The organism is uncultured Algimonas sp. (assembly GCF_947498175.1).
Taxonomy (GTDB): Bacteria; Pseudomonadota; Alphaproteobacteria; order Caulobacterales; family Maricaulaceae; genus Litorimonas.
This window is the reverse complement of sequence record NZ_CANMJB010000004.1, coordinates 67329-85955: the sequence shown is the minus strand read 5'-3', so window position 1 is coordinate 85955 and position 18627 is coordinate 67329. Positions and strand designations below refer to the sequence as shown.

20 protein-coding genes are annotated in these 18627 nt (G+C 64.4%); 13 read left to right on the top strand and 7 right to left on the bottom strand.

What is annotated here, in order from left to right; genetic code table 11:
- The 5 genes from Q0718_RS07440 to Q0718_RS07420 all read left to right on the top strand — a co-directional run bounded on the left by Q0718_RS07440 (position 1) and on the right by Q0718_RS07420 (position 5881).
- The gene (locus Q0718_RS07440; RefSeq protein WP_298915758.1) at positions 1 to 756 is read left to right on the top strand and encodes an alpha/beta hydrolase; all 756 of its coding nucleotides are present in this window, start codon (positions 1 to 3) and stop codon (positions 754 to 756) included.
- 232 nt (positions 757 to 988) lie between these two features.
- Positions 989 to 1867, top strand: a complete 879-nt coding sequence (gene prmC, locus Q0718_RS07435; protein ID WP_298915755.1) for a peptide chain release factor N(5)-glutamine methyltransferase — start codon at positions 989 to 991, stop codon at positions 1865 to 1867.
- Between the two features lie 237 nt (positions 1868 to 2104).
- Positions 2105 to 2728 carry a DUF4167 domain-containing protein gene (locus Q0718_RS07430; protein WP_298915752.1) on the top strand — a complete coding sequence of 208 codons (624 nt, stop codon included), beginning with the start codon at positions 2105 to 2107 and terminating at the stop codon, positions 2726 to 2728.
- Between the two features lie 1379 nt (positions 2729 to 4107).
- Positions 4108 to 5280, top strand: a complete 1173-nt coding sequence (locus Q0718_RS07425) for an isovaleryl-CoA dehydrogenase (protein WP_298915747.1) — start codon at positions 4108 to 4110, stop codon at positions 5278 to 5280.
- A gap of 196 nt (positions 5281 to 5476) precedes the next feature.
- Positions 5477 to 5881 carry a PaaI family thioesterase gene (locus tag Q0718_RS07420; protein ID WP_298915742.1) on the top strand — a complete coding sequence of 135 codons (405 nt, stop codon included), beginning with the start codon at positions 5477 to 5479 and terminating at the stop codon, positions 5879 to 5881.
- Here the strand turns inward: Q0718_RS07420 and Q0718_RS07415 are convergent.
- Both Q0718_RS07415 and Q0718_RS07410 read right to left on the bottom strand, forming a co-directional pair.
- Positions 5878 to 6453, bottom strand: a complete 576-nt coding sequence (locus Q0718_RS07415) for a CIA30 family protein (RefSeq protein WP_298915739.1) — start codon at positions 6451 to 6453, stop codon at positions 5878 to 5880. The two genes, Q0718_RS07420 and Q0718_RS07415, sit on opposite strands and share 4 nt — an antisense overlap.
- Complete coding sequence (locus tag Q0718_RS07410) at positions 6446 to 7042, bottom strand: nitroreductase (protein WP_298915736.1); 597 nt, start codon at positions 7040 to 7042, stop codon at positions 6446 to 6448. Before Q0718_RS07410 ends, Q0718_RS07415 begins: the two co-directional genes overlap by 8 nt.
- Before the next feature lie 71 nt (positions 7043 to 7113).
- Between Q0718_RS07410 and Q0718_RS07405 the strand changes: the two genes are divergently transcribed.
- Complete coding sequence (locus Q0718_RS07405; protein WP_298915733.1) at positions 7114 to 7587, top strand: RidA family protein; 474 nt, start codon at positions 7114 to 7116, stop codon at positions 7585 to 7587.
- Positions 7588 to 7893: 306 nt separating this feature from the next.
- Entirely contained in the window at positions 7894 to 8238 is a 345-nt protein-coding gene (locus Q0718_RS07400; RefSeq protein ID WP_298915730.1) for a DUF6481 family protein, read from the top strand.
- 63 nt (positions 8239 to 8301) lie between these two features.
- Here the strand turns inward: Q0718_RS07400 and Q0718_RS07395 are convergent, their stop codons facing one another.
- Positions 8302 to 9456: a beta-ketoacyl-ACP synthase III gene (locus Q0718_RS07395; RefSeq protein ID WP_298915727.1), complete on the bottom strand. Its 1155-nt coding sequence runs from the start codon at positions 9454 to 9456 to the stop codon at positions 8302 to 8304.
- 192 nt (positions 9457 to 9648) lie between these two features.
- Here Q0718_RS07395 and Q0718_RS07390 point away from each other — a divergent pair, with 192 nt between their 5' ends.
- From Q0718_RS07390 to Q0718_RS07380, 3 genes are read left to right on the top strand one after another with little or no spacing between them, the layout of a single operon-like run.
- The gene (locus tag Q0718_RS07390; RefSeq protein ID WP_298915724.1) at positions 9649 to 11094 is read left to right on the top strand and encodes a hypothetical protein; all 1446 of its coding nucleotides are present in this window, start codon (positions 9649 to 9651) and stop codon (positions 11092 to 11094) included.
- Positions 11091 to 12086, top strand: a complete 996-nt coding sequence (locus Q0718_RS07385; RefSeq protein WP_298915721.1) for a glycosyltransferase family 2 protein — start codon at positions 11091 to 11093, stop codon at positions 12084 to 12086. The genes Q0718_RS07390 and Q0718_RS07385 overlap by 4 nt, the downstream gene beginning before the upstream one ends.
- A complete protein-coding gene (locus tag Q0718_RS07380) occupies positions 12083 to 12493 on the top strand; it encodes a GtrA family protein (RefSeq protein ID WP_298915718.1) in 411 nt (136 codons plus the stop codon). The genes Q0718_RS07385 and Q0718_RS07380 overlap by 4 nt, the downstream gene beginning before the upstream one ends.
- On the opposite strand, the gene Q0718_RS07375 is transcribed toward Q0718_RS07380, so the two are convergent.
- Positions 12494 to 13111 carry a DNA-3-methyladenine glycosylase I gene (locus tag Q0718_RS07375; RefSeq protein ID WP_298915715.1) on the bottom strand — a complete coding sequence of 206 codons (618 nt, stop codon included), beginning with the start codon at positions 13109 to 13111 and terminating at the stop codon, positions 12494 to 12496.
- The gene (locus tag Q0718_RS07370; RefSeq protein WP_298915712.1) at positions 13108 to 13587 is read right to left on the bottom strand and encodes a GNAT family N-acetyltransferase; all 480 of its coding nucleotides are present in this window, start codon (positions 13585 to 13587) and stop codon (positions 13108 to 13110) included. Before Q0718_RS07370 ends, Q0718_RS07375 begins: the two co-directional genes overlap by 4 nt.
- Positions 13588 to 13726: 139 nt before the next feature.
- Here Q0718_RS07370 and Q0718_RS07365 point away from each other — a divergent pair, with 139 nt between their 5' ends.
- Positions 13727 to 14368: a ribbon-helix-helix protein, CopG family gene (locus Q0718_RS07365; protein ID WP_298915709.1), complete on the top strand. Its 642-nt coding sequence runs from the start codon at positions 13727 to 13729 to the stop codon at positions 14366 to 14368.
- On the opposite strand, the gene Q0718_RS07360 is transcribed toward Q0718_RS07365, so the two are convergent.
- Both Q0718_RS07360 and Q0718_RS07355 read right to left on the bottom strand, forming a co-directional pair.
- Positions 14365 to 15147: a hypothetical protein gene (locus Q0718_RS07360; protein WP_298915707.1), complete on the bottom strand. Its 783-nt coding sequence runs from the start codon at positions 15145 to 15147 to the stop codon at positions 14365 to 14367. The genes Q0718_RS07365 and Q0718_RS07360 overlap by 4 nt on opposite strands.
- 47 nt (positions 15148 to 15194) lie before the next feature.
- Entirely contained in the window at positions 15195 to 16043 is an 849-nt protein-coding gene (locus tag Q0718_RS07355; RefSeq protein WP_298915704.1) for a hypothetical protein, read from the bottom strand.
- A gap of 269 nt (positions 16044 to 16312) precedes the next feature.
- Here Q0718_RS07355 and Q0718_RS07350 point away from each other — a divergent pair, with 269 nt between their 5' ends.
- Both Q0718_RS07350 and Q0718_RS07345 read left to right on the top strand, forming a co-directional pair.
- The gene (locus Q0718_RS07350) at positions 16313 to 17395 is read left to right on the top strand and encodes a hypothetical protein (protein ID WP_298915701.1); all 1083 of its coding nucleotides are present in this window, start codon (positions 16313 to 16315) and stop codon (positions 17393 to 17395) included.
- A gap of 98 nt (positions 17396 to 17493) precedes the next feature.
- Positions 17494 to 18627, top strand: a complete 1134-nt coding sequence (locus Q0718_RS07345) for a hypothetical protein (protein ID WP_298915698.1) — start codon at positions 17494 to 17496, stop codon at positions 18625 to 18627.

The window sequence follows — 18627 nt, the reverse complement described above, 5'->3', positions numbered from 1 at the left end:
ATGAGCATCCAACACATCAACCATGATGGAGCGCAACTGGCCTATCGCCGTGTGGATGGAGCCGCGGACAGGTCCGGCCCGGTCCTGATCTGGTGCGGCGGGCTGAAATCCGACATGGACGGCACCAAGGCGGCCTTCCTGCACGAACGTTGCGACGCGGATGGCCGCGCCTTCGTCCGGTTCGACTATTTCGGACACGGGGCGAGCGAGGGCGATTTCATCGACGGCACGATCTCGCGCTGGGCGTCGGACACGGTCGCCATAGTCGACGCGTTCGGCGACGGCGATGTCGTCCTGATCGGCTCCTCCATGGGCGGCTGGACGTCGCTGCTCGCCGGCATGGAGCGGCCCAAGGCCGTGAAGGGCCTTATCCTGGTCAATCCCGCCCCGGACTTCACCGAAAAGATGGTCTGGACCGGCTGGGACGATCACAAGCGGCAGATGCTGGTCGAGGACGGGGTGGTGTACGAACCGTCCGATTACGGCGAACCCTATGCCTATGGCCGCGCTCTGATCGAGGACGGTCGCCGCCGCCAGATCCTCGATGCGCCCATCCCCTTCGACGGCCCGGTTGAAATCCTGCAGGGCGCGGCCGACGACGTCGTCCCGCCGGCCTATTCCCGCCTGATCGTGAAAGCGGTCACGAGCGAGCGCGTCGGCTACACGCTGATCAAGGGCGGCGACCATTCCCTGTCGCGCCCCGACGATCTGGACCGCCTGTGGCGCGCGGTCGATCACGTTCTGGCCAGACTCTGAAACAAGAGGCGCGCCCCAAGACGCTCGTGGCACAAGGCGCTCTTGCCCCAAAGCGCTCTTGCCCGTGTAGCGGGCCTGTGGTCCTTCTATGAAGCCGCTGTTGGACATGGACGGTCAAAGGATCCGTCTCCAGGGTGACGGAGGCCTACGATGCGGCGCGGATCGTCGCGAGGACCGAAGACGCCTTGGCCGCCTCGCAAAGCCGTCCTATGGGCGGCCCATGGTCGTCCCCTTGTCTGAAAGACCCCGTTCCGGTCCCTATTCCGGCCTGACCTACCGGTCGGCCAAGCGGGTCCTGGCCCGCCGGTTCGAAGCCGCCGGCCTGTCTTTCGCCGACGAGGACGCGCTCGACCTGGTGCTGGGCCTGACCGGCCTGTCGCGAACGGACTACGCCCTGCGCGGGACGGAGTTCGTCCCGCAGGACCGGTTCGCGGCCGTCCTGGAAGCGGCGGACCGGCGCCTGAGAGGCGAGCCCGTGGACCGCATCCTGGAGCGGCGCGACTTCTACGGCCGTCGTTTCGCCATCGACAACGTCCTGTCGCCGCGCGGCGATACGGAAGTGCTGCTGCTCGCCGCGCTGGCGGCCGTGCGCGATGTGAACGCGCCGCGCGTGCTCGATCTGGGGACCGGATCGGGCGTGCTGGCGCTCAGCCTGCTGGCCGAACGGCCCGACGCGAGCGCCGTCGCGACCGATGTCGATCCCGACGCGCTGGCCACGGCGGCGCGCAATGCGAACGCGCTCGGCGTCGCGGACCGGGTGGACCTGGCGCGGTCCGACTGGTTCGGCGCGCTCGGACCCGGCGCGTTCGACGCCGTGCTCAGCAATCCGCCCTATATCGCAACGGACGCCATGGATGCGCTGGAGCGCGAGGTCAGCGCGCATGATCCGCATCATGCCCTGCATGGCGGGACGGACGGTCTGGACCCCTACCGCATCCTCGTGCCCGGCGCGCGCGACTATCTGCGGCCCCGCGGCTGGCTGGGGGTGGAGATCGGGTTCGATCAGCGGACTGCGGTCGAAGCGCTGTTCCACGCGTCCGGCTACCGCGATGTCCGGACGAGGTCGGACCCGGCCGGTCTGGACCGGGTGGTTCAGGGCCGCAAGCCTTGACGATCCGGCTCTGAATCCCGCTATTTCACGGGGATAAGTCGGCGACGGCCGAAGGCGGCTGGAAAAACCCCTTTGACAGCGGGCGATCCGATGTTAGGCATCCTGCGTCGGCAGGGGCGGTTATCCGCTGGGACACGACGTCCCGAACCCACGCAAGAGTGCCGGCCACACCACCCACGGACGGAATGTGCGCGGCCTTCGCCGCCCACTTCGACCCAGCGTGTTTAGGACAATTCGATGAAGCGTCAGCGCGGCCGCAATCGCAACAACAACAATAATCGCAACAACTCCAACCGGTCCATGGAATCCAACGGTCCGGACGTGAAGGTGCGCGGCAACGCCTCGACCATCTACGAAAAATACACGCAGTTGGCACGCGACGCCAAGACCGGCGGCAACCGGGTCAAGGCGGAAAGCCTGCGCCAGCACGCCGAACACTATCTGCGCCTGATGAACGAACAGGAAGCCGCCCGCGAGGCCGAACGCGAAGCGCGCGAATCCAAGCGCGGCGACCGCAACGACAACAAGGATGACGGCGACGAGCGCGCCGCCCGCTCCCGCCGCCGCCCGCGCCGCGACGAGGACGGCGCGAATCCGGACAATCGCGATCCTTCCAAGTCCGACAATGCCAAGCCGGACAATACGAGGTCCGAGAGCGCGAAGTCCGACGACGACAAGCCGAAGCGCCGTTCGCGCAAGTCGGACGACATTGCCGATAGCGGATCCGGCGATGCGGGCCGGAGCGACACGGAGGCGTCCGATACGGGTGCATCCGATACGGGCGACGAAGACAAGCCCAAACGCCGCCGCCGCGCCCCATCGCGCAACCCGGACGGGGATGCGGTCGAAGCGGCCGAGTAACCGCCGGAACCAGCCCTGCGGACCGGCTTCCCCGCAGGGGCCCAAGACCCCCCCCCCAGGTTTGCGTCCCGTGTGCGGGTCTAAGATTGCCAACGGCAATCGTCGCAAACCTTGTCCGGCACGGACACGCGTCCCAAAGGACGCGAAGGCAACACCGCCCCGCAAGCCCGGACGGCGTTTTGCCGGCCTCCTCTCCTCATCCCGGGCTCGACCCGGGATCCATCTCCCAACGGTTCCAGCTGGCCCAGCCGTCCCGTGATGGACCCCGGATCAAGTCCGGGGTGAGGGGTATGGGAGACGCCGTCCCCGACATTCGTGGCCGGGGACAGACGGGAGAAGACCGCACAGGCCGCCCTTTCCCGACGCCCATCCTCGTTTATCGCACAAACCTTCCGCGTCTTTGCCCACACCAAGCCCTTGTTCTGCTTGATGTCCTCTCCCGCCCATCCGAAAGAATCGACAATTAGATCCTCGCTTTCCAAACCTGGTGTATGTTGCTCCCGTTCGCTGCAGGACACGAGGAGGGGCGTAACCCTCGGTGCGGGGAACAGGAGCGAGGGCTCGGTGGTGTGAGCGGGGATCCTCCCGCCGCACAAGGACTGTGAAGAGCAGTCCGCGGGTCGTCTCCGGGAGAGCCGACGCCGGGGTCTGACACCCCCGGTGCAATCGTAGCCCCGGAGAGGACCGCGCACCGCCGGGTGGAGTCGCCAGCCGATCTACGCAGCGGCTGGCGTCCTCCGACGTCTCGCCCCGACGTGTGGCTGGTCCCTGGGCTCCGCGCGCGCTTAAGATCCCCGCTCTCGCCAGGGTCGGCGGTCGGGGGGAGGCCGTGGAGCGCAGGCGGTGGGCCGCACGCCGGGCGGCGATGTCGGGCCGACACTCCTTCGCGCGGGCTTGTCCCGTCGTAAACAGGTAACTCTTTCGTTCTGCCTTCGGCAGGGCAAGCCCGCGCCTCGTGTCATCCGACACGAAACAGGACGCGACACACACCCCGCCGTGGCCCCGATGCCCGGTCGTACGATGAAACTCGCCTGAAGATCATCAGCCCCTCACCCCGGACAGGAACGCGTTGGCACGGTCCCGTGCGGTCCATCGCCCACCCCTTGCAGCCAGACGAGATGGCAAGAGATGGATCCCGGATCGAGTCCGGGATGAGGAAGAAAGGGAAACGAGGTCCCCGGCACTCATGGCCGGGTCTGCGCTGCGTCTTTGTCGCGAGACAAGGCCGCACTGTACGCCAAAGGATTCTTCAGGGTCCCTTCGCGACATGAGACCGCATGACGCGCCGCCTCCTTTCAGCGTTTTGGGGCAAGACATGCCGACATCTCCCGCGCTAGGGAGGCGGCCGAGCCGATACATATTCAACCGACGAGACGATCATGCCCACCACGCCCTACCCCACGCTGCAATTCGGCCATTCGGAGACGACCGAGGCGATCCGCGAGACCGTCTATCAGTTCGCCCAGGACAAGATCGCGCCGATCGCGGCCGAGGTGGATGCATCCAACGAATTTCCGCGCCATCTCTGGCCCGACATGGGCGCGCTGGGCCTGCACGGCATCACGGTCGCGGAAGAGAATGGCGGGCTGGGCCTCGGCTATCTGGAGCACACCATCGCCATCGAGGAAGTCAGCCGGGCGTCCGCCTCCATCGGCCTGTCCTACGGCGCGCATTCCAATCTCTGCATCAACCAGATCGAACGCTGGGGGAATGCGGAGCAGAAGGAGAAGTACCTGCCCAAGCTGGTGAGCGGCGAACATCTGGGCAGCCTCGCCATGAGCGAAGCGGGCGCGGGATCGGACGTCATGTCGATGAAACTGAAAGCCGAGAGCGCGCAAGGCGGCTATCTGCTCAACGGCACGAAGATGTGGATCACCAATTCGCCGACCGCCGACACGCTGCTGGTCTATGCCAAGACCGATCCGGATGCGGGATCAAAGTCCGTCTCCGCCTTCCTCGTCGAGCCGTCTTTCGAGGGGTTCTCCACCGCGCAGAAGCTCGACAAGCTGGGCATGCGCGGGTCGGACACGGCGGAGCTGGTGTTCGAGGACTGCTTCGTGCCGGAAGACAACCTCGTCGGCGAGGTCGGCCAGGGCGCGGCGATCCTGATGAGCGGGCTGGACTATGAACGCGTCGTGCTCAGCGCCGTGTCCATCGGCATCATGCAGGCCTGTCTGGACGTGGTCACGCCCTACATCCACGAGCGCAAACAGTTCGGCAAAGCCATCGGCGAATTCCAGCTGATCCAGGGCAAGCTGGCCGACATGTATGTCAGCCTCTCCACCGCGCGCGCCTATTCCTACGCCGTGGCCGCTGCCTGCGACCGGGGCGAGACAACCCGCAAGGACGCCGCCGGATGCATCCTCTACGCGGCCGAGAAGGCCACGCAGATGGCGCTGGACGCGATCCAGATCCTGGGCGGCAACGGCTACATCAACGACTACCCCACGGGCCGCCTGTTGCGCGACGCCAAGCTGATGGAGATCGGCGCCGGGACCAGCGAGATCCGCCGCTGGCTGATCGGGCGGGAGCTTTTCGGGGAGACGCGCTGAAGCGATCGTCGCATTAAAGGCCCCTCATCCCGGACTTGATCCGGGATCCATCACAGGACCGACAGGTTCGCCGAGACGGTTGGGAGATGGATCCCGGGTCGGGCCCGGGATGAGGATAAAGACCGAAGCGGTAATGGAGACCACGACGGATGCTAAAGCGTTCGTCCCCGGCATTCACGGTAAGGAAAGCGATAGCATGACCGAAACGATCTTCGACCGCCTGCCCGCCCCGCCTGCCGCCGAAACGCTGGGCTGGGAGCTGATCGCCGTCGATCCGAAGGCGGGCACGATCGAGCTGGCGTTCGACGCGAAGCCCGCCTTCTGCAACCCGACCGGACACGTGCAGGGCGGGTTCCTCGCCGCCATGTTGGACGATACGATGGGCCCGGCTTTGTTCGCCATGACGGACGGCAAACGGTTCGGCTCGACCATCGACCTGCACGTCCACTATCTGCGGGCCGTGAAGCCGGGCCGCGTCACCACGAAGGGGCGCGTGGTCAAGCTGGGCGCGCGGGTCGCGTTCCTGCAGGGCGATCTGTTCGATGCCGACGGGCGGCTGGCCGCGACCGCGACGGCCAGCGCGTCGCTGGGCGACCTCTAATCCGCGCCCTCGATCTTCGCGATTTCCAGCCGGAACGGGCCGTCGCGGCCGTCGGCCAGGATGATCCCCAGTTCGCGCGCGTCCGCCGGATCGAACGGGGCGGCGCGAACGGAACGGCCGAAGACGGACGTGTCCATACCGGTCAGCGGGACCGTCACCTCGGTCCATTCGCCGTCCGGCGAAGCCGGAATGGCGGCCTGGTAGGAGACGGAGCGGCCGCGCCAGCGCTCGGACGTGCGGAATGTCATGCGGTAGGCGCGGCCGTCGGACCGCAGGCGAAGCCGCACCCCGTCCGCGCCGGCCAGCGCGCCGGGTTCGACATCGGTGCGGATGGAGGAGAAGCCGCCGCCTTGCGTGTTGATCGTGCCGCGGAAGACCATCGCGCCGTCCTCGTGGAAGCGCGTGCCTTCGGACCGGCCGCCCATGACGCCGTCATTGACGACGCGCCAAGAGGAGACGGCTTCGGGGTCTGTGAAGTTGATAGTCATGGGACTGGCCTCGCTGGCGACGGAAGGCGCCGCCAGCGCTGCGGCGACGGTGAAAAGAGCAGAGACGACGAAGCGATTAAACATGGGTCACGACATCGGACAGGTCGGGCCGGGGGCGCGGCGTGGCCGCCTGCGTCGCGGTGCCGATATAGATGAAGCCCGCGACCTGTTCGCCCTCGGCCAGTCCCATCTCGGCGTGGATGCGCGGATCGTAGGCATACCACTCGCTCAGCCATTGCGCGCCGAAGCCGTGGGCCTGCGCTGCCAGACAGAGTTTCAGGCAGACCGACCCGGCCGAGAGCTGCTGCTCCCAGACCGGCGTGCCGCGCACGCAGTCCACGGGCGCGCTGATGACGGCGATCACGACGGGCGCGCGCAGGAAGCGCTCGGCCTCGAACCTGTGCCGGTCTTCGGGGTGATCGGGATTGTCGGCGCGGTAGGCGGCTTCGAGCGTGCGTCCGAAGACGGCGCGGGCCTCGCCTTGGTAGACGATCAGCCGCCAGGGCGAGAGCTTGCGATGGTCCGGCACGCGCGTCCCGATGCGCAGGATCGCCTCAAGCGTATCCGCGTCCGGCCCCGGATCGTCCATCGCCTTGGCCAGATTGCTGCGCCGGTGGGCCAGGAAATCGACGACGGCATCTTGGCGGCGCGGAAGCGGGAAGGCATCGGACATGAACAAGGCCCCTCGGGCTGGACGGATAATCGGTGAACCCATAGGTGGGGCCACAGAACGGGAGCTTCAATATGAGTATCGCGCAAAAACTGACGGAAATGGGCCTGTCCCTGCCCGAGCCCATGGCGCCGGTCGCGAACTATGTGCCCTATGTCGTCAGTGGCGACCTGGTCTTCGTGTCCGGCCAGATCAGCAAGATCGGCGACGATATCGTGCGGGGGCGTCTGGGCGCCGGTCTGACGGTCGAGGCGGGCCAACGCGCCGCGCGTCTGTGCGGGCTGAACATCGTCGCGCAGCTCAAGGCCGCCTGCGACGGCGATCTGTCGCGCGTGCGGCGCATCGTCAAGCTGGGCGGTTTCGTCCAGGCGACGCCGGACGCGACGGGTCCGGCCATCCCGCAGATCGTCAATGGCTGTTCGGACCTGATGGTCGCCCTGTTCGGCGAATCGGGCCGTCACGCGCGCTTCGCCGTGTCCGCGCCGAGCCTGCCCCTCGACGTGGCGGTCGAGATCGATTGCGTGGCGGAAATCGGCGCCCGACACTGAGCTGGAGACTGTTCGACGCACCCTTGACGCAGCGACAGGGAGAGATGCCGGGAAGGACCGTTCTCACGGAGCCCGCTCCATGATCGCCGAACTCTCCCGGTCCCAGTTCGTCGCTCTGACGCCGCGTTCGACCGATGAGCGGGCTTTGGACCGCCCATCCGTGGCGAAAATGGAATTCCCGCAATCTTTCACGGCGCCCCATCTTGATTTATCGCGCCGGGACCGCGATATAGCGCCCCTGCCCGGACATGACGCCCGACCAGACGCACGAACCCACGCCCCCGATCACGAAAGACCCGATTTCTCATGAGCATTCCCGGTCAGACATTCAACGACCGCCTCCAAGCGCAGAAAGAGGCGAAGCTCGACATGCTGAAGCGCGCCAAGGAGAAGCAACTCGACCCGGCCGAGAAGGAACGGCTGATGAAGGAGCGCGCCGCCCGCAACACTGCGCGCGAAGAACGCGAAAAGCAGCGGGCTGCCGAGAAGGCCGCCAAGCGCGAACAGGAGAAGGCGGAAAAGACCGAACGCGAGCGCAAGAAGAACCTCGCTGACGCGGCCCGCAAGAAAGCCAAGGAAGAGCTCGTCAAACAGCAGAAGGCGGCCCGCGACGCGAAATATGCGGCCCGCAAGGCGCGGAAGAAGCGTTAGTCCAAATTCACCGCTATGAGACAGAGCCCGGCTTCGCGCCGGGCTTTTTCTCGAGGTCCGGTTTCATTGGGTTTGGCCGACCTTGCGCACGAACACCGCGCCCGCCGAATATCCGGCCCCGAAGGAACAGATCAGACCCGTCTCCCCGTCGGCGAAGTCACCGGAATGTTTGTGGAAGGCGATGATCGATCCGGCTGAGGACGTGTTGGCGTATTCGTCGAGCACGACCGGCGCCTGTTCGGTCGAAACCTCCTTGCCCAGCACTTTTTTGGCGATCAGCACATTCATGTTCAGGTTCGCCTGGTGCAGCCACAGTCGCTTGAGCGTATTCGGGTCGAGACCGAGCTTCTGCGCTTCAGTCGAAATCAGCCGCGCGACCATCGGCACGACTTCCTTGAAGACGGAGCGGCCGTTCTGGACGAACAGCTTGTCGGTCAGGCCCTTTCGACCGCGCTCGCCGTGGAAACCGTCATCTTCGGGCGCGGTGTGGTTGAGGAAGCCGAAATTGTTGCGGATGTTGTTGGAGAATTGCGTGACCAGCTTCGCGCCGATGATCTCCCAATGGCTGTCCGGCGCGATGTCTTCGCGCTCGACCAGGATGGCGGTGGCGACGTCGCCGAAGATGAAATGGCTGTCGCGGTCCTTGAAGTTCAGATGCGCCGTGCAGATTTCGGGGTTCAGCACCAGCACGGATCCCGCCTGCCCGCCATAGATCAACCCGCGCGCCGCTTCCAATCCGAAGGTCGCGCTCGAGCACGCCACGTTCATGTCGAAGCCGAACCCGTCTATGCCGAGCAGGGCCTGGACCTCGACCGCGATCGCCGGATAGCCGCGCTGCAGATTGGAACAGGCGACGATGACGGCGTCCACGTCGGAGGCCGACTTGCCGGCCCGGTTCAGCGCATCGCGCGCGGCCGCGACAGCCATTTCCGCAAGCACGGACGGCTCACCGTCAGGACGGGCGGGGATGCGGGGGGCCATGATGTCCGGATCCAGGATCGGATCCTTGGAAAGAACGTAACGGCTTTTTATGCCCGACGCCTTTTCGATGAATTCCGCCGAGGACGGCGCCAACGCGTCCAGCGTGCCCGCCTCGATCGCGGCCGCGTTTTGCGCGTTCCACTTATCGACATAGGCGTTGAACGCCTCGACCAGTTCGTCGTTGGAGATGCTGTCGTCCGGAGTCCACAGACCGGTCGAGGAAATAACGGCTTTCACGTCGCAGTCCGTCCCATTTGGCTATCCGCCCCGTCTAGCGGGGCGGACGGGCGCAGGAAAGCCCTTTGCGGCGAATGAGCGGGCTGTCGCGGGTTTTCATCGCCCCATCCGTTTCGAGCTGAGTAACCGCGTCGTTTACTTGGCGCGCGGCACGGTGTTAATCCCGCGCGGGTGAAAGGCGCCCCCACAGTCTTGAACTTGCGCCATTTCGCGGTGGCGACGTTCGTCCCCGTCGCGGTCATGATTGCCGCAATGGCGCTGAAGCCGCTCTGGCGCGACGAATATTGGAGCCTGTTCTTTTCCGATCCGTCTTTGCCGTTGGCTGAACTGTTTGGCGGCCGCTGGCGCAACGAAGTCCATCCGCCGCTCTATTACGTCCTTCTCCATGGTTGGCGGCATGTCTTCGACCACCCGTTCGCCTTGCGCCTGATGTCGCCGCTATTGCTGATCGTCACCGGCGCGCTGACGCTGCGCCATGCGCCCCGGTCTCATCGCCGGACGGTGACGACATTCCTCCTCGTCTGTCTGGGATCCTATTGGGTCATCTATTTCGCGACGGAAATCCGGCCCTACACATTGCTATTCTGCCTGACCGGCCTGTCGGTCCTGCTCACACGTGAGTGGGTGCAGGCCGATCCGCCCGGTTGGGCAGTCTGTCTGTGCTGGACGACCGTCGGCGCAATGATGGCACTGACGCATTATTTCGGGGCCCTCTGGTTCGCTTGCCTCGGGCTCGTGATCGGTCTGGACGCATTGCGCGCGAGACGGATAGGACGCTTCCTCACAGTCGGGGCGCTTACCATAGCGGCGCTCGTGCCGCTTATCGGCTGGCTCGTCTGGAGCTTGCCGGTCCTCGACCTGTCCGACGAGATGACGCAACGCAGCGCGGCCGAGAAGTTCGCGGCCGGGATGCAGCAACTGTCGCGCGGGCTGGTCGTGAAGACATTCCTGTCCAATCCGGTCGTCACCTTGCTGGGAGTTGCGGGCTTGATCGGGGCGATCCGGTGGCGCGACCATATCGGCGGCGTGTTGCTCTATGCAGCGCTGCTGAGCGTCGGACTGGCTTTCGCCCTTCATATGTTCGCCGTCGAACTGATCAAGGAACGCGCCTTCATCGTCATCATGCCCGCCATCCTGTACATTCTTGCGGCCCGGCTGGCAAAGCGACAGTCCCGATGGACGGCGTTCGTTCCGTGGGCGGCGGCGCTCACGCCGCTTCTCTTCGCGCCAGAATATTTCAAAAACCGCGAAGGCATCCCCGACATGCAGGCCTATCTGGCGCGGTATGCCGGAGCTTGCGACGGACAGCCCGTGCTGGCCTACTACCGGCAAAACGCACAACGGCATTTCTATCCCGACGCCACACGGTCGATCATGAAAGGGTGGGATGCCGATCCCGTCTTCGCGCCGGACCTGCTGGATGCACGCCAAGTCCGCTCGGCCCCGGCCACGGATTGCCCCGTCAGGGCCGTTGGCGTCCTGTTAAGCCGACAGCCGGACGAGCAGGCGGACATGGATGCCGTCTTCTCCCGCGCCGGCCTCGATATTCAAACCCTGGTTCCAATGAGCTTCGGCCAGGGGCGGAACCGTATCTGGATCGATCCGGACGCCGAAGATGGAGGCCAGACTCCGACATGACCCAGACATCGTCCTTACGCCAATCGCTGCGTGTCGCTCCTCTACCGGAGAGGCGGAGCGGAACGCTGGGGCTCATCGTGCCCGTCTATGACGAAGCCGAGGCCGTTGGTCCGTTCCTGGAAGCCGTCAGACCCTTTCTGGACGGCGTTGCCGATTGCGAAATCCTCTTCGTCAACGACGGCAGCCGGGACGGAACGCTCGACAGGCTTTGCGACGCCGCCCTGGAAGACCGCCGGATCGCCGTGCTGAACCTGGCACGCAATTTCGGCAAGGAAGCGGCGATGAGCGCCGGTCTGGACCATTGCGACGCGGACGCCGTCATCATCATGGATGTCGACGGGCAAGACCCGCCGGAACTGATCCCGGAGTTCCTGCACCTATGGCGGTCCGGTTACGACGTCGTGGTCGGGGAACGCGTGGTGCGACGATCCGACAGCTGGATGAAGCGCATGACGGCGCGCCTGTTCTACAATGTCTTCAACAGGCTTTCTTCCATCAAGATACCGCCCAATGTCGGCGACTTCCGGCTTATCGACCGTCGCGTGGTTCTCGCGATCCGTCGTCTGGAGGAACGCAACCGGTTCATGAAAGGCCTCTACACATGGGTCGGCTTCCCGACCGCGTCCCTGCCCTATGAACGGCCGGCGCGGCAAGCCGGCCGGACCAAGTTCAAATGGCGCCAGCTGACCCGTTTCGCGCTGGACGGCATTTTCGGCTTTTCCACCGTCCCGTTGAAACTGAGCACATATCTGAGCGGACTCCTGGCGGCCGGCGCCCTGATCTATGCAGCCTATCTGATTGTCAGGACGCTGGTCTTCGGCGTCGACCTGCCCGGCTATGCGTCGCTGATGGTCGTCGTGCTCTGCGCGGCGGCCGCGCAGTTTTTCGTGTTGGGCCTCATCGGTGAATATGTCTCGCGCCTGACCATCGAAACCAAACGCAGACCCGTCTACATTCTCGAAGGCGAATACCGCCGGACGGACGATCCGTGACGAGCAGAAAATCCGCCCTGAAACGTGAAGCGTTCACCACAATCCGGTTCGGGGCCGTCGGGATCGTCGCGACCTTCGTCCATGCCGCCTGCGTCGTAATCCTGTCCTTGAATACGGCTTGGCCGCCCGTGGTCATGAACAGCTCGGCATTCCTGATCGCGTTCGCCGTCGCGGCGCTGGGGCACAGCCTGTACACCTTCCGGATCGCCCGCAATCGTGCCGCGGCCGTGACGCGCTATTTCGTCCTGTCCGTCCTGTTGCTCTGCGTCAGCAACGGCGCGCTCTATCTGCTGGTGGATCCGGTCGGCGTCGATCCGGCCTTTGCCAAAGCCGTCGCCGTCGCCATCGTTCCGGGACTGAGCTATCTGCTGTCGCGCTTCTGGGCGTTCGCGCCGGGGGCTGCCTGACTACAGGCGGCGTTCCCTGAGGCTGCCATCGCGGGCGCAACAGCCGGTTTCGTGATCGTTGACCATCCCGACGGCCTGCATGAAGGCATAGAGGATCACCGGGCCGACGAACTTGAAGCCGCGCTTTTTCATGTCCTGGCTCATCGCTTCTGACTCTGCGGATTTGACCGGGGCGTCCGAGAAGCGCTGCCAGTCATTGATAATGGGTTTGCCGCCCACGAAACCCCAGAGATAGTCGGAGAAATCGGTCCCCGCCTCGCGCATGGCCAGATAGGCTTTCGCATTGCCGATCGCAGCGTCGATCTTGGCGCGTGAACGGATGATGCCAGGATCGCCGAGCAATCGCGCGCGGTCGGCGTCCGTATAGCGCGCGACGATGTCCGGGTCGAATCCGTCATAGGCTTTGAGCAGGTTGTCGCGCTTGCGCAGGATCGTGATCCAGGCGAGCCCCGCCTGCTGCCCGTCCTGGATCAACTTGGAAAACAGCGCCTTGGAATCGCGGATCGGGCAGCCCCATTCCGTGTCGTGGTAATGGCAATAAAGGCGGTCGTTCGGCGGCACCCAGCCGCAGCGCGGCAGGTCTGGATGGTCGTAATCATCGGGCACGGCCGTGATCACAACATCTTCTCCATGCCGATATTGCAGCGCGCATAGATCGGATGCGGGCCTTCATGGTTCACGGTCCAGCCATTGCGCGCATAGAGGCGCAGCGCGGCGTCGTTGCGCGTGTTGGACAGCAGGAAGATCGATCTGAGCCCCAGCCTGTCGCGCGCATAGGCATGGACCGCGTCCATGAGCTTTTGCCCGATCCCGTGCCCGCGGGCCGTCCGGTCCACCGCCATCTTGGTCAATTCCCACTGCCCGGCCTTGGGGCCGTCGACATGCGGCTTGAGCGCGCAAGCCCCGACCACCCGGCCGTCCAGATGCGCCGAGAAGACCTGCCCGCCATTCTCCAGATAGAGTTCGGGTCGCGCGACCATCGCCTTGTCGGATTCTTCAAGGTGATGCAGCTCCTCGATCCATTCGGCGTTCAGCGCCGCGAAGCGCGGCAGGGCGGCGCGGTCGTTGCGGCGGATGTCGACGGCAGGTGGCATGGGGGCCTGAATAGCCGATCCGCGCCGCTTCGCAATGTCCTGACACGACCGACGCGATGTCTGACGCGGAAAGATTTGGCGGGGTCGCCCGCGTGTCATAACGAAATGTCGGACACGAAAATGCCCGCGAGGATGCCTCATGAAGAAGACCGAAAAGATCGAGCTGCGCGTCGATCATGCCGAGAAGGAGCGACTGTCATCCATCGCGGAGCGGCGCGGCCAGACCGTCAGCGACGTGGTGCGCGAGGCACTGGCCGGGGAGCTCGGTGCGCTGCCGCCCGCTTTTCCGAAGTGGCCGGGTGCCGTCGCGATCGGGGCGCTGGCCCTTTCCGCCGTGGCGTTGATCGTCTCGGCCAGGACCGCGCCGGGCGCGGTGGCCTCCGTCATCTACCCGGAAACGGCTCAGGTCCGGGCGCAGTCATGGACGCGGTCCGAAATGGGCGGGATCATGGGCCATCAGGAAATCGGCTTCGACATACCTTTGCACCGCGCAGAGGAGCGCCGCTTCGACCTCGACAGCGGCAACGGGCACGTCGTGCGCACCGTGCTGCGCACGCGGCCCGGCGATGATGGCCTGCTGCTGCACATCGAGGCGGAATCCTGCCTTGTTGCCGGGGATGAGTGCTTGATAGAGCCGATGCCCTCTATCGCCGTCGAAATGCGCCCGGTGCATGGCTCGCGCGCGGAGACGTCGGCGCGACTGGAAAACCTGACGGAACTCGAAATCGAAATCGGCACTTCCACGCGCCGCATCGACCCGCCGAATGAAACCGAAACCTAGTCGTCCGTTCCGATGACGCTCTTCATCACCTGAACGCGCCGACCGCGAACCTCCGGCGCGTCGGTCGCCTCCCGCAGCCGGTCGAGGCGGACGAGCGCCATGGCGATAGAGCCGTGGACGTGCAGCACGTTGCCGACCGTCCGCCCGACCGCGGTGATCTTGTCTCCCTGTTCCGCAGGGCCGTCCAGCACCAGGCCGCGCATCCGTTTGCGCACCGTCGTCATCCGGCGCATGCGCGAGACCACTTCCTGGCCCACGAAACAGCCGCCGTGGAAATCCACGCCGTTCAGCTGGTCCATGCAGGCGTCGGCCGGGAAGGTCGTCTGGACCCCGAAGTCCCATTCGCTGTCCGGCACGCCGAGCGACAAGCGATGCGCGTCCCAGTCACCCGTATCGTCGCGTGGCACGTCCGAAATCGACCGCCGGCCCAAGGCGGGCAAGCGCGGATCGGCGGCGCCTATGGCCGCCTCGTCGTCCATATTCCAAAAACAGTGCAGGTGCAGTGACTCCGACATATCCTCGATCTCGATGGGTGCGCGCAGGCGGTACATCTTCAACCGCTTCTGCAACGCCGGGCCCATATGGACAGGCGTGTCGATCAACAAATGGTCGCCGCGATCAGTGACGAAGAAATCCGCGATGATCTTGCCCTGCGGCGTCAGCAGGGCCGCGAACGTCACCGGCGCGCCGAGCGAATTGGTGACGAGGCCTGAAAACCAGTCCTGAAAGCCGTCGCCGGAGAGTTTCAGGATCGTGCGGGGTCTGCGTTGAACGGGCATGGATTGCCGATAGCACAGCGGACGCCGCCGACAATGGCCGACCCGTCTCAGACGATCCTGAGCCGAGGCGTCACCCTATCCGCATCGGCGGGCGCACCGACAAGGCTTTCCGGGCTGAACCGGGCCAGCACCCACCGCACACCCTGATTGTCGGTCGTCAGATAACCGACCGCGACTGACGCGCGCCCTGCCGACATCAAGCCGTCGCGCGATAGGGCGGCAAGTTCCCCGGCCTGGCCGATCGCCAGGCGCATACCTTCCGCCACACGGTCTAGATCAGTCCGCAGCGGATCTTCCGGATCCCTGCCGCGTTCCGACGACGCCGCGTCGCATGTTTCGAGCGCGCGCTCCAAAGTCTGTTCCATCATGCTCCGCACGGCCGACCCCCGTTCCAAGGCAGCGATCCACTCCACGATTTCGGCTTCGATCTCGGCGATCCCGGCCTCAACGCCGCTCGTGCCGGTCCCGACTCGGAACACGACCGAATTGAGCTCGGCGGCCATGGCGTTGAAACCGCTCACCAGATCTTCGTGATCGGCGGCGAACGACCCTGCAATCCTGTGCGAGACCTTGCCTTGGGCGATCCGGCGCAAGCCTTTCTTCAAGGCATTGTGCAATCGGGAGGTTTCGCCGTCTCGGCTGTCCGGCACGGCCTGTGCCGCTGCCGTTGTGGCGACGTCTTCCACAGCTGCGATCATCCGGTCGAATTCCGCGTCGAGGCGACGCGATGCGACGATCGTCCCCGCCGATGCCAGCGCCAGCAATGCGCCGCCTGCCAGACAGACGATCCACGGTTCGGCCGCACCCGTTCCAACCAGCACAGCCATCAGGACCGTCAGAGCGAAGAATGCCGTCTGCCCTACGACGATCACGGACAATGAGCGCAGTTTTTTCATGGATCACCCTGCAAACGACGCCAGTGGCAGCGACATGGAGAGCCCCTGTAGGATCACCGAGTTACTTCTAGATTAAATCTGGAAATGTGTATGGGTGTAACGCAACCTAGCGATCGACGTTGAGCTCGGATGTCCGGTGAAACCGGCAATTTCAGGCGGCCGATCGCCGAAAGAACGCATTCCGCTCGAATATTTATTGAATAGCGATAAGACAATCCCCAGCTATGTTGTTATAAGGATTCAAACTCAAGAGACGGAGACGACCGATCATGCCGACATTCGACGCTCAAATCGAACAATCCAAAAAGGAAGTCGCCGAAGCGCAGAGCCGGATCGCCGAACTGTCCTCGCGCATCGACACGGCCCGATCCAAGATGGCGAAGGGAACGGATATCTCGCTCGACCTTGAAACCGCCTCACTCGACGATGTCCATGCGCATACGGAGTTGATGAACGCCAACATCGCCGAGCTGATCATGGGGCTGGACGATGTGACGTCCGGGTTCTCCAAGGATTTCGACGCGATGCGCAACAAGACCGGCTGGGAGAAGTTCGTCGGCATCTTTTCCAAGCAGCGCTCGGAATCCTTGCGCAGCGAGCGTATCCGCGCCGCCACCATCGAAGACAAGCTGCAGGATCTGATCGCCAAGTCCAACACCATACAGGCCATGCTGCAGGAACAGCTGAACGAGCTGGGCCGCCACAAGACGCAGGTCGAGGGCAATCTGCAGAAGACGCTGGCCGACCGCGAGGCCGCCGTGGAGAGTTTGGAGCAGATCAAGACCGAGATCACCGCGCTGGACCCGCAGATCATCGAGCTGGAAAACAAGCTGTCGGTCGCGACCGACGCCAAGGAACGTGCCCGGCTGGAGTCCGAGCTGGCGGAAGTCAATTCGCGCCATAACGAGCTAGCCCAACTCGAACAGGTCAAGCTATCGGAGTCCCAGACGCTGGAACGCTATATCGAGAAGGGCAAGACCTGGATGGATAGCTTGCAGAACCAGATCGCCACGCAGATGGTCTTGCTCAACAAGCTCCAGACCGACACCAAGCAGCGGGTCGTGCTCTATGATGCGCTGTCCAAGTCGCTGAAGACCGCGCAGCAGCAGGATGTCGCGCACAAGATCAACGAAATCGGTGTCGCGACCGATCAGGAAGCCCAGGTGGCCATGGCCGCCATCGGCTCGGCGACGAACAACAAGATGGCCGAAATGATGGAAGCCCATGAGGACCATATCGTCTTCGCCCGGAAGGTGCTGGAAGAGAAAGCCAAGGCCGATGAGCGCTTCGCCCGCCGGTTCGAGGCGATCGTCGAGAAGCATGATGCGAACGCATATGGGGAGGCGTCCTAGAGCGGCCTGTCCCGATGACCTGTTTCGACTTCGCTCTTCCCCCCACATGCGGGCATCCAGCGAGCAAACCGACTCCGACGCGGCTGGGTGCGCTCTAGATGGCCGCACCCAAATTCGACCTCACCTACGAACACCGCGTCCTGGACAATGCGCGGGCGGCGCGGCGCTATTTCGCTAAATTCGAACGTATCATCGGACATATGCGCTCCGTTACGCGCCTGTCCGTCGAAGAACGCCAGATCGGCAAGACCGAAGGCGACATTCTCGGCCAGTACCTGTCCGACCTGTCGAACAGCTTCACGGCCCTGTCCTACAAATATCTGATGACCAACCGGGCGTCGGGGTCGGGCAAGATGAGCCTCGACAAGACGGAGAGCGGCTTTCCCGTCTTTTCCGAACTGATCCAGCTCGCGACCGATGCCAGACAGGCCAAGTTGCACCTCGGGTCGCTGCCCGAACAGGACCGGTTGAAGAAGGACATGGTCAACCACATCCTGTCCGAACAGACCGCACCCATCGACCTGCAATACGCCATGGCGCAGCGCATCTATTACGAAACGTTGGACGGCCAGCCGCTCTTCCTGTCGCAGAACCATCCGCAGGCCGTCTGGGTCGGCAAGGACATCAAGAAGAAGAAACGCCGCTACATTCTTCACTGGGCGGTCTATGATTCCAAGACCAACATCCCGGTCGTCTACCTGATGAAGGTGGACGATACGGGCAGCCGCGCCCTGCCGCAGGATGAACGCCGCTGGCCGCGCGTGCAGGACGCGCTGATGGCCCAAGCCGTGTCAGAGCTGAAACTGCTGACCATCGCCAAGGGGTTCGATACGGATTTCCGCGACCTGGCCCCCAAGAGCCTGCGGCGGTTCCATCTGGGGCCCATGCACAGCCATGCCTTCACCGAACAGCACGGCCCGATCCGCGACGTGCTGGCCGAAGCCGACAGCCCTCCGGGACTCGACTGGTCGCTTGCCTGGACAGTCGAGACGCTGCTGTCCGAAGGTCAGGAATGGGTCAAGACCGGCATTTTTAACGCGGCTTGGCGGCAGGTCTACACGCTCGACGCCTACGGGCTGGACGGCAAGACGGACGGCTATACCCGCATCGACCGCGCCCTGATCCTGCCCCACCGTGCCTACCAGGTGCTGGAAGAGAAATATTCCGAGCGGTTCGACGGCGTGCGCAAATATGTCGTCGGCCGCAACGACACCATCCTCAGCTACAGATAG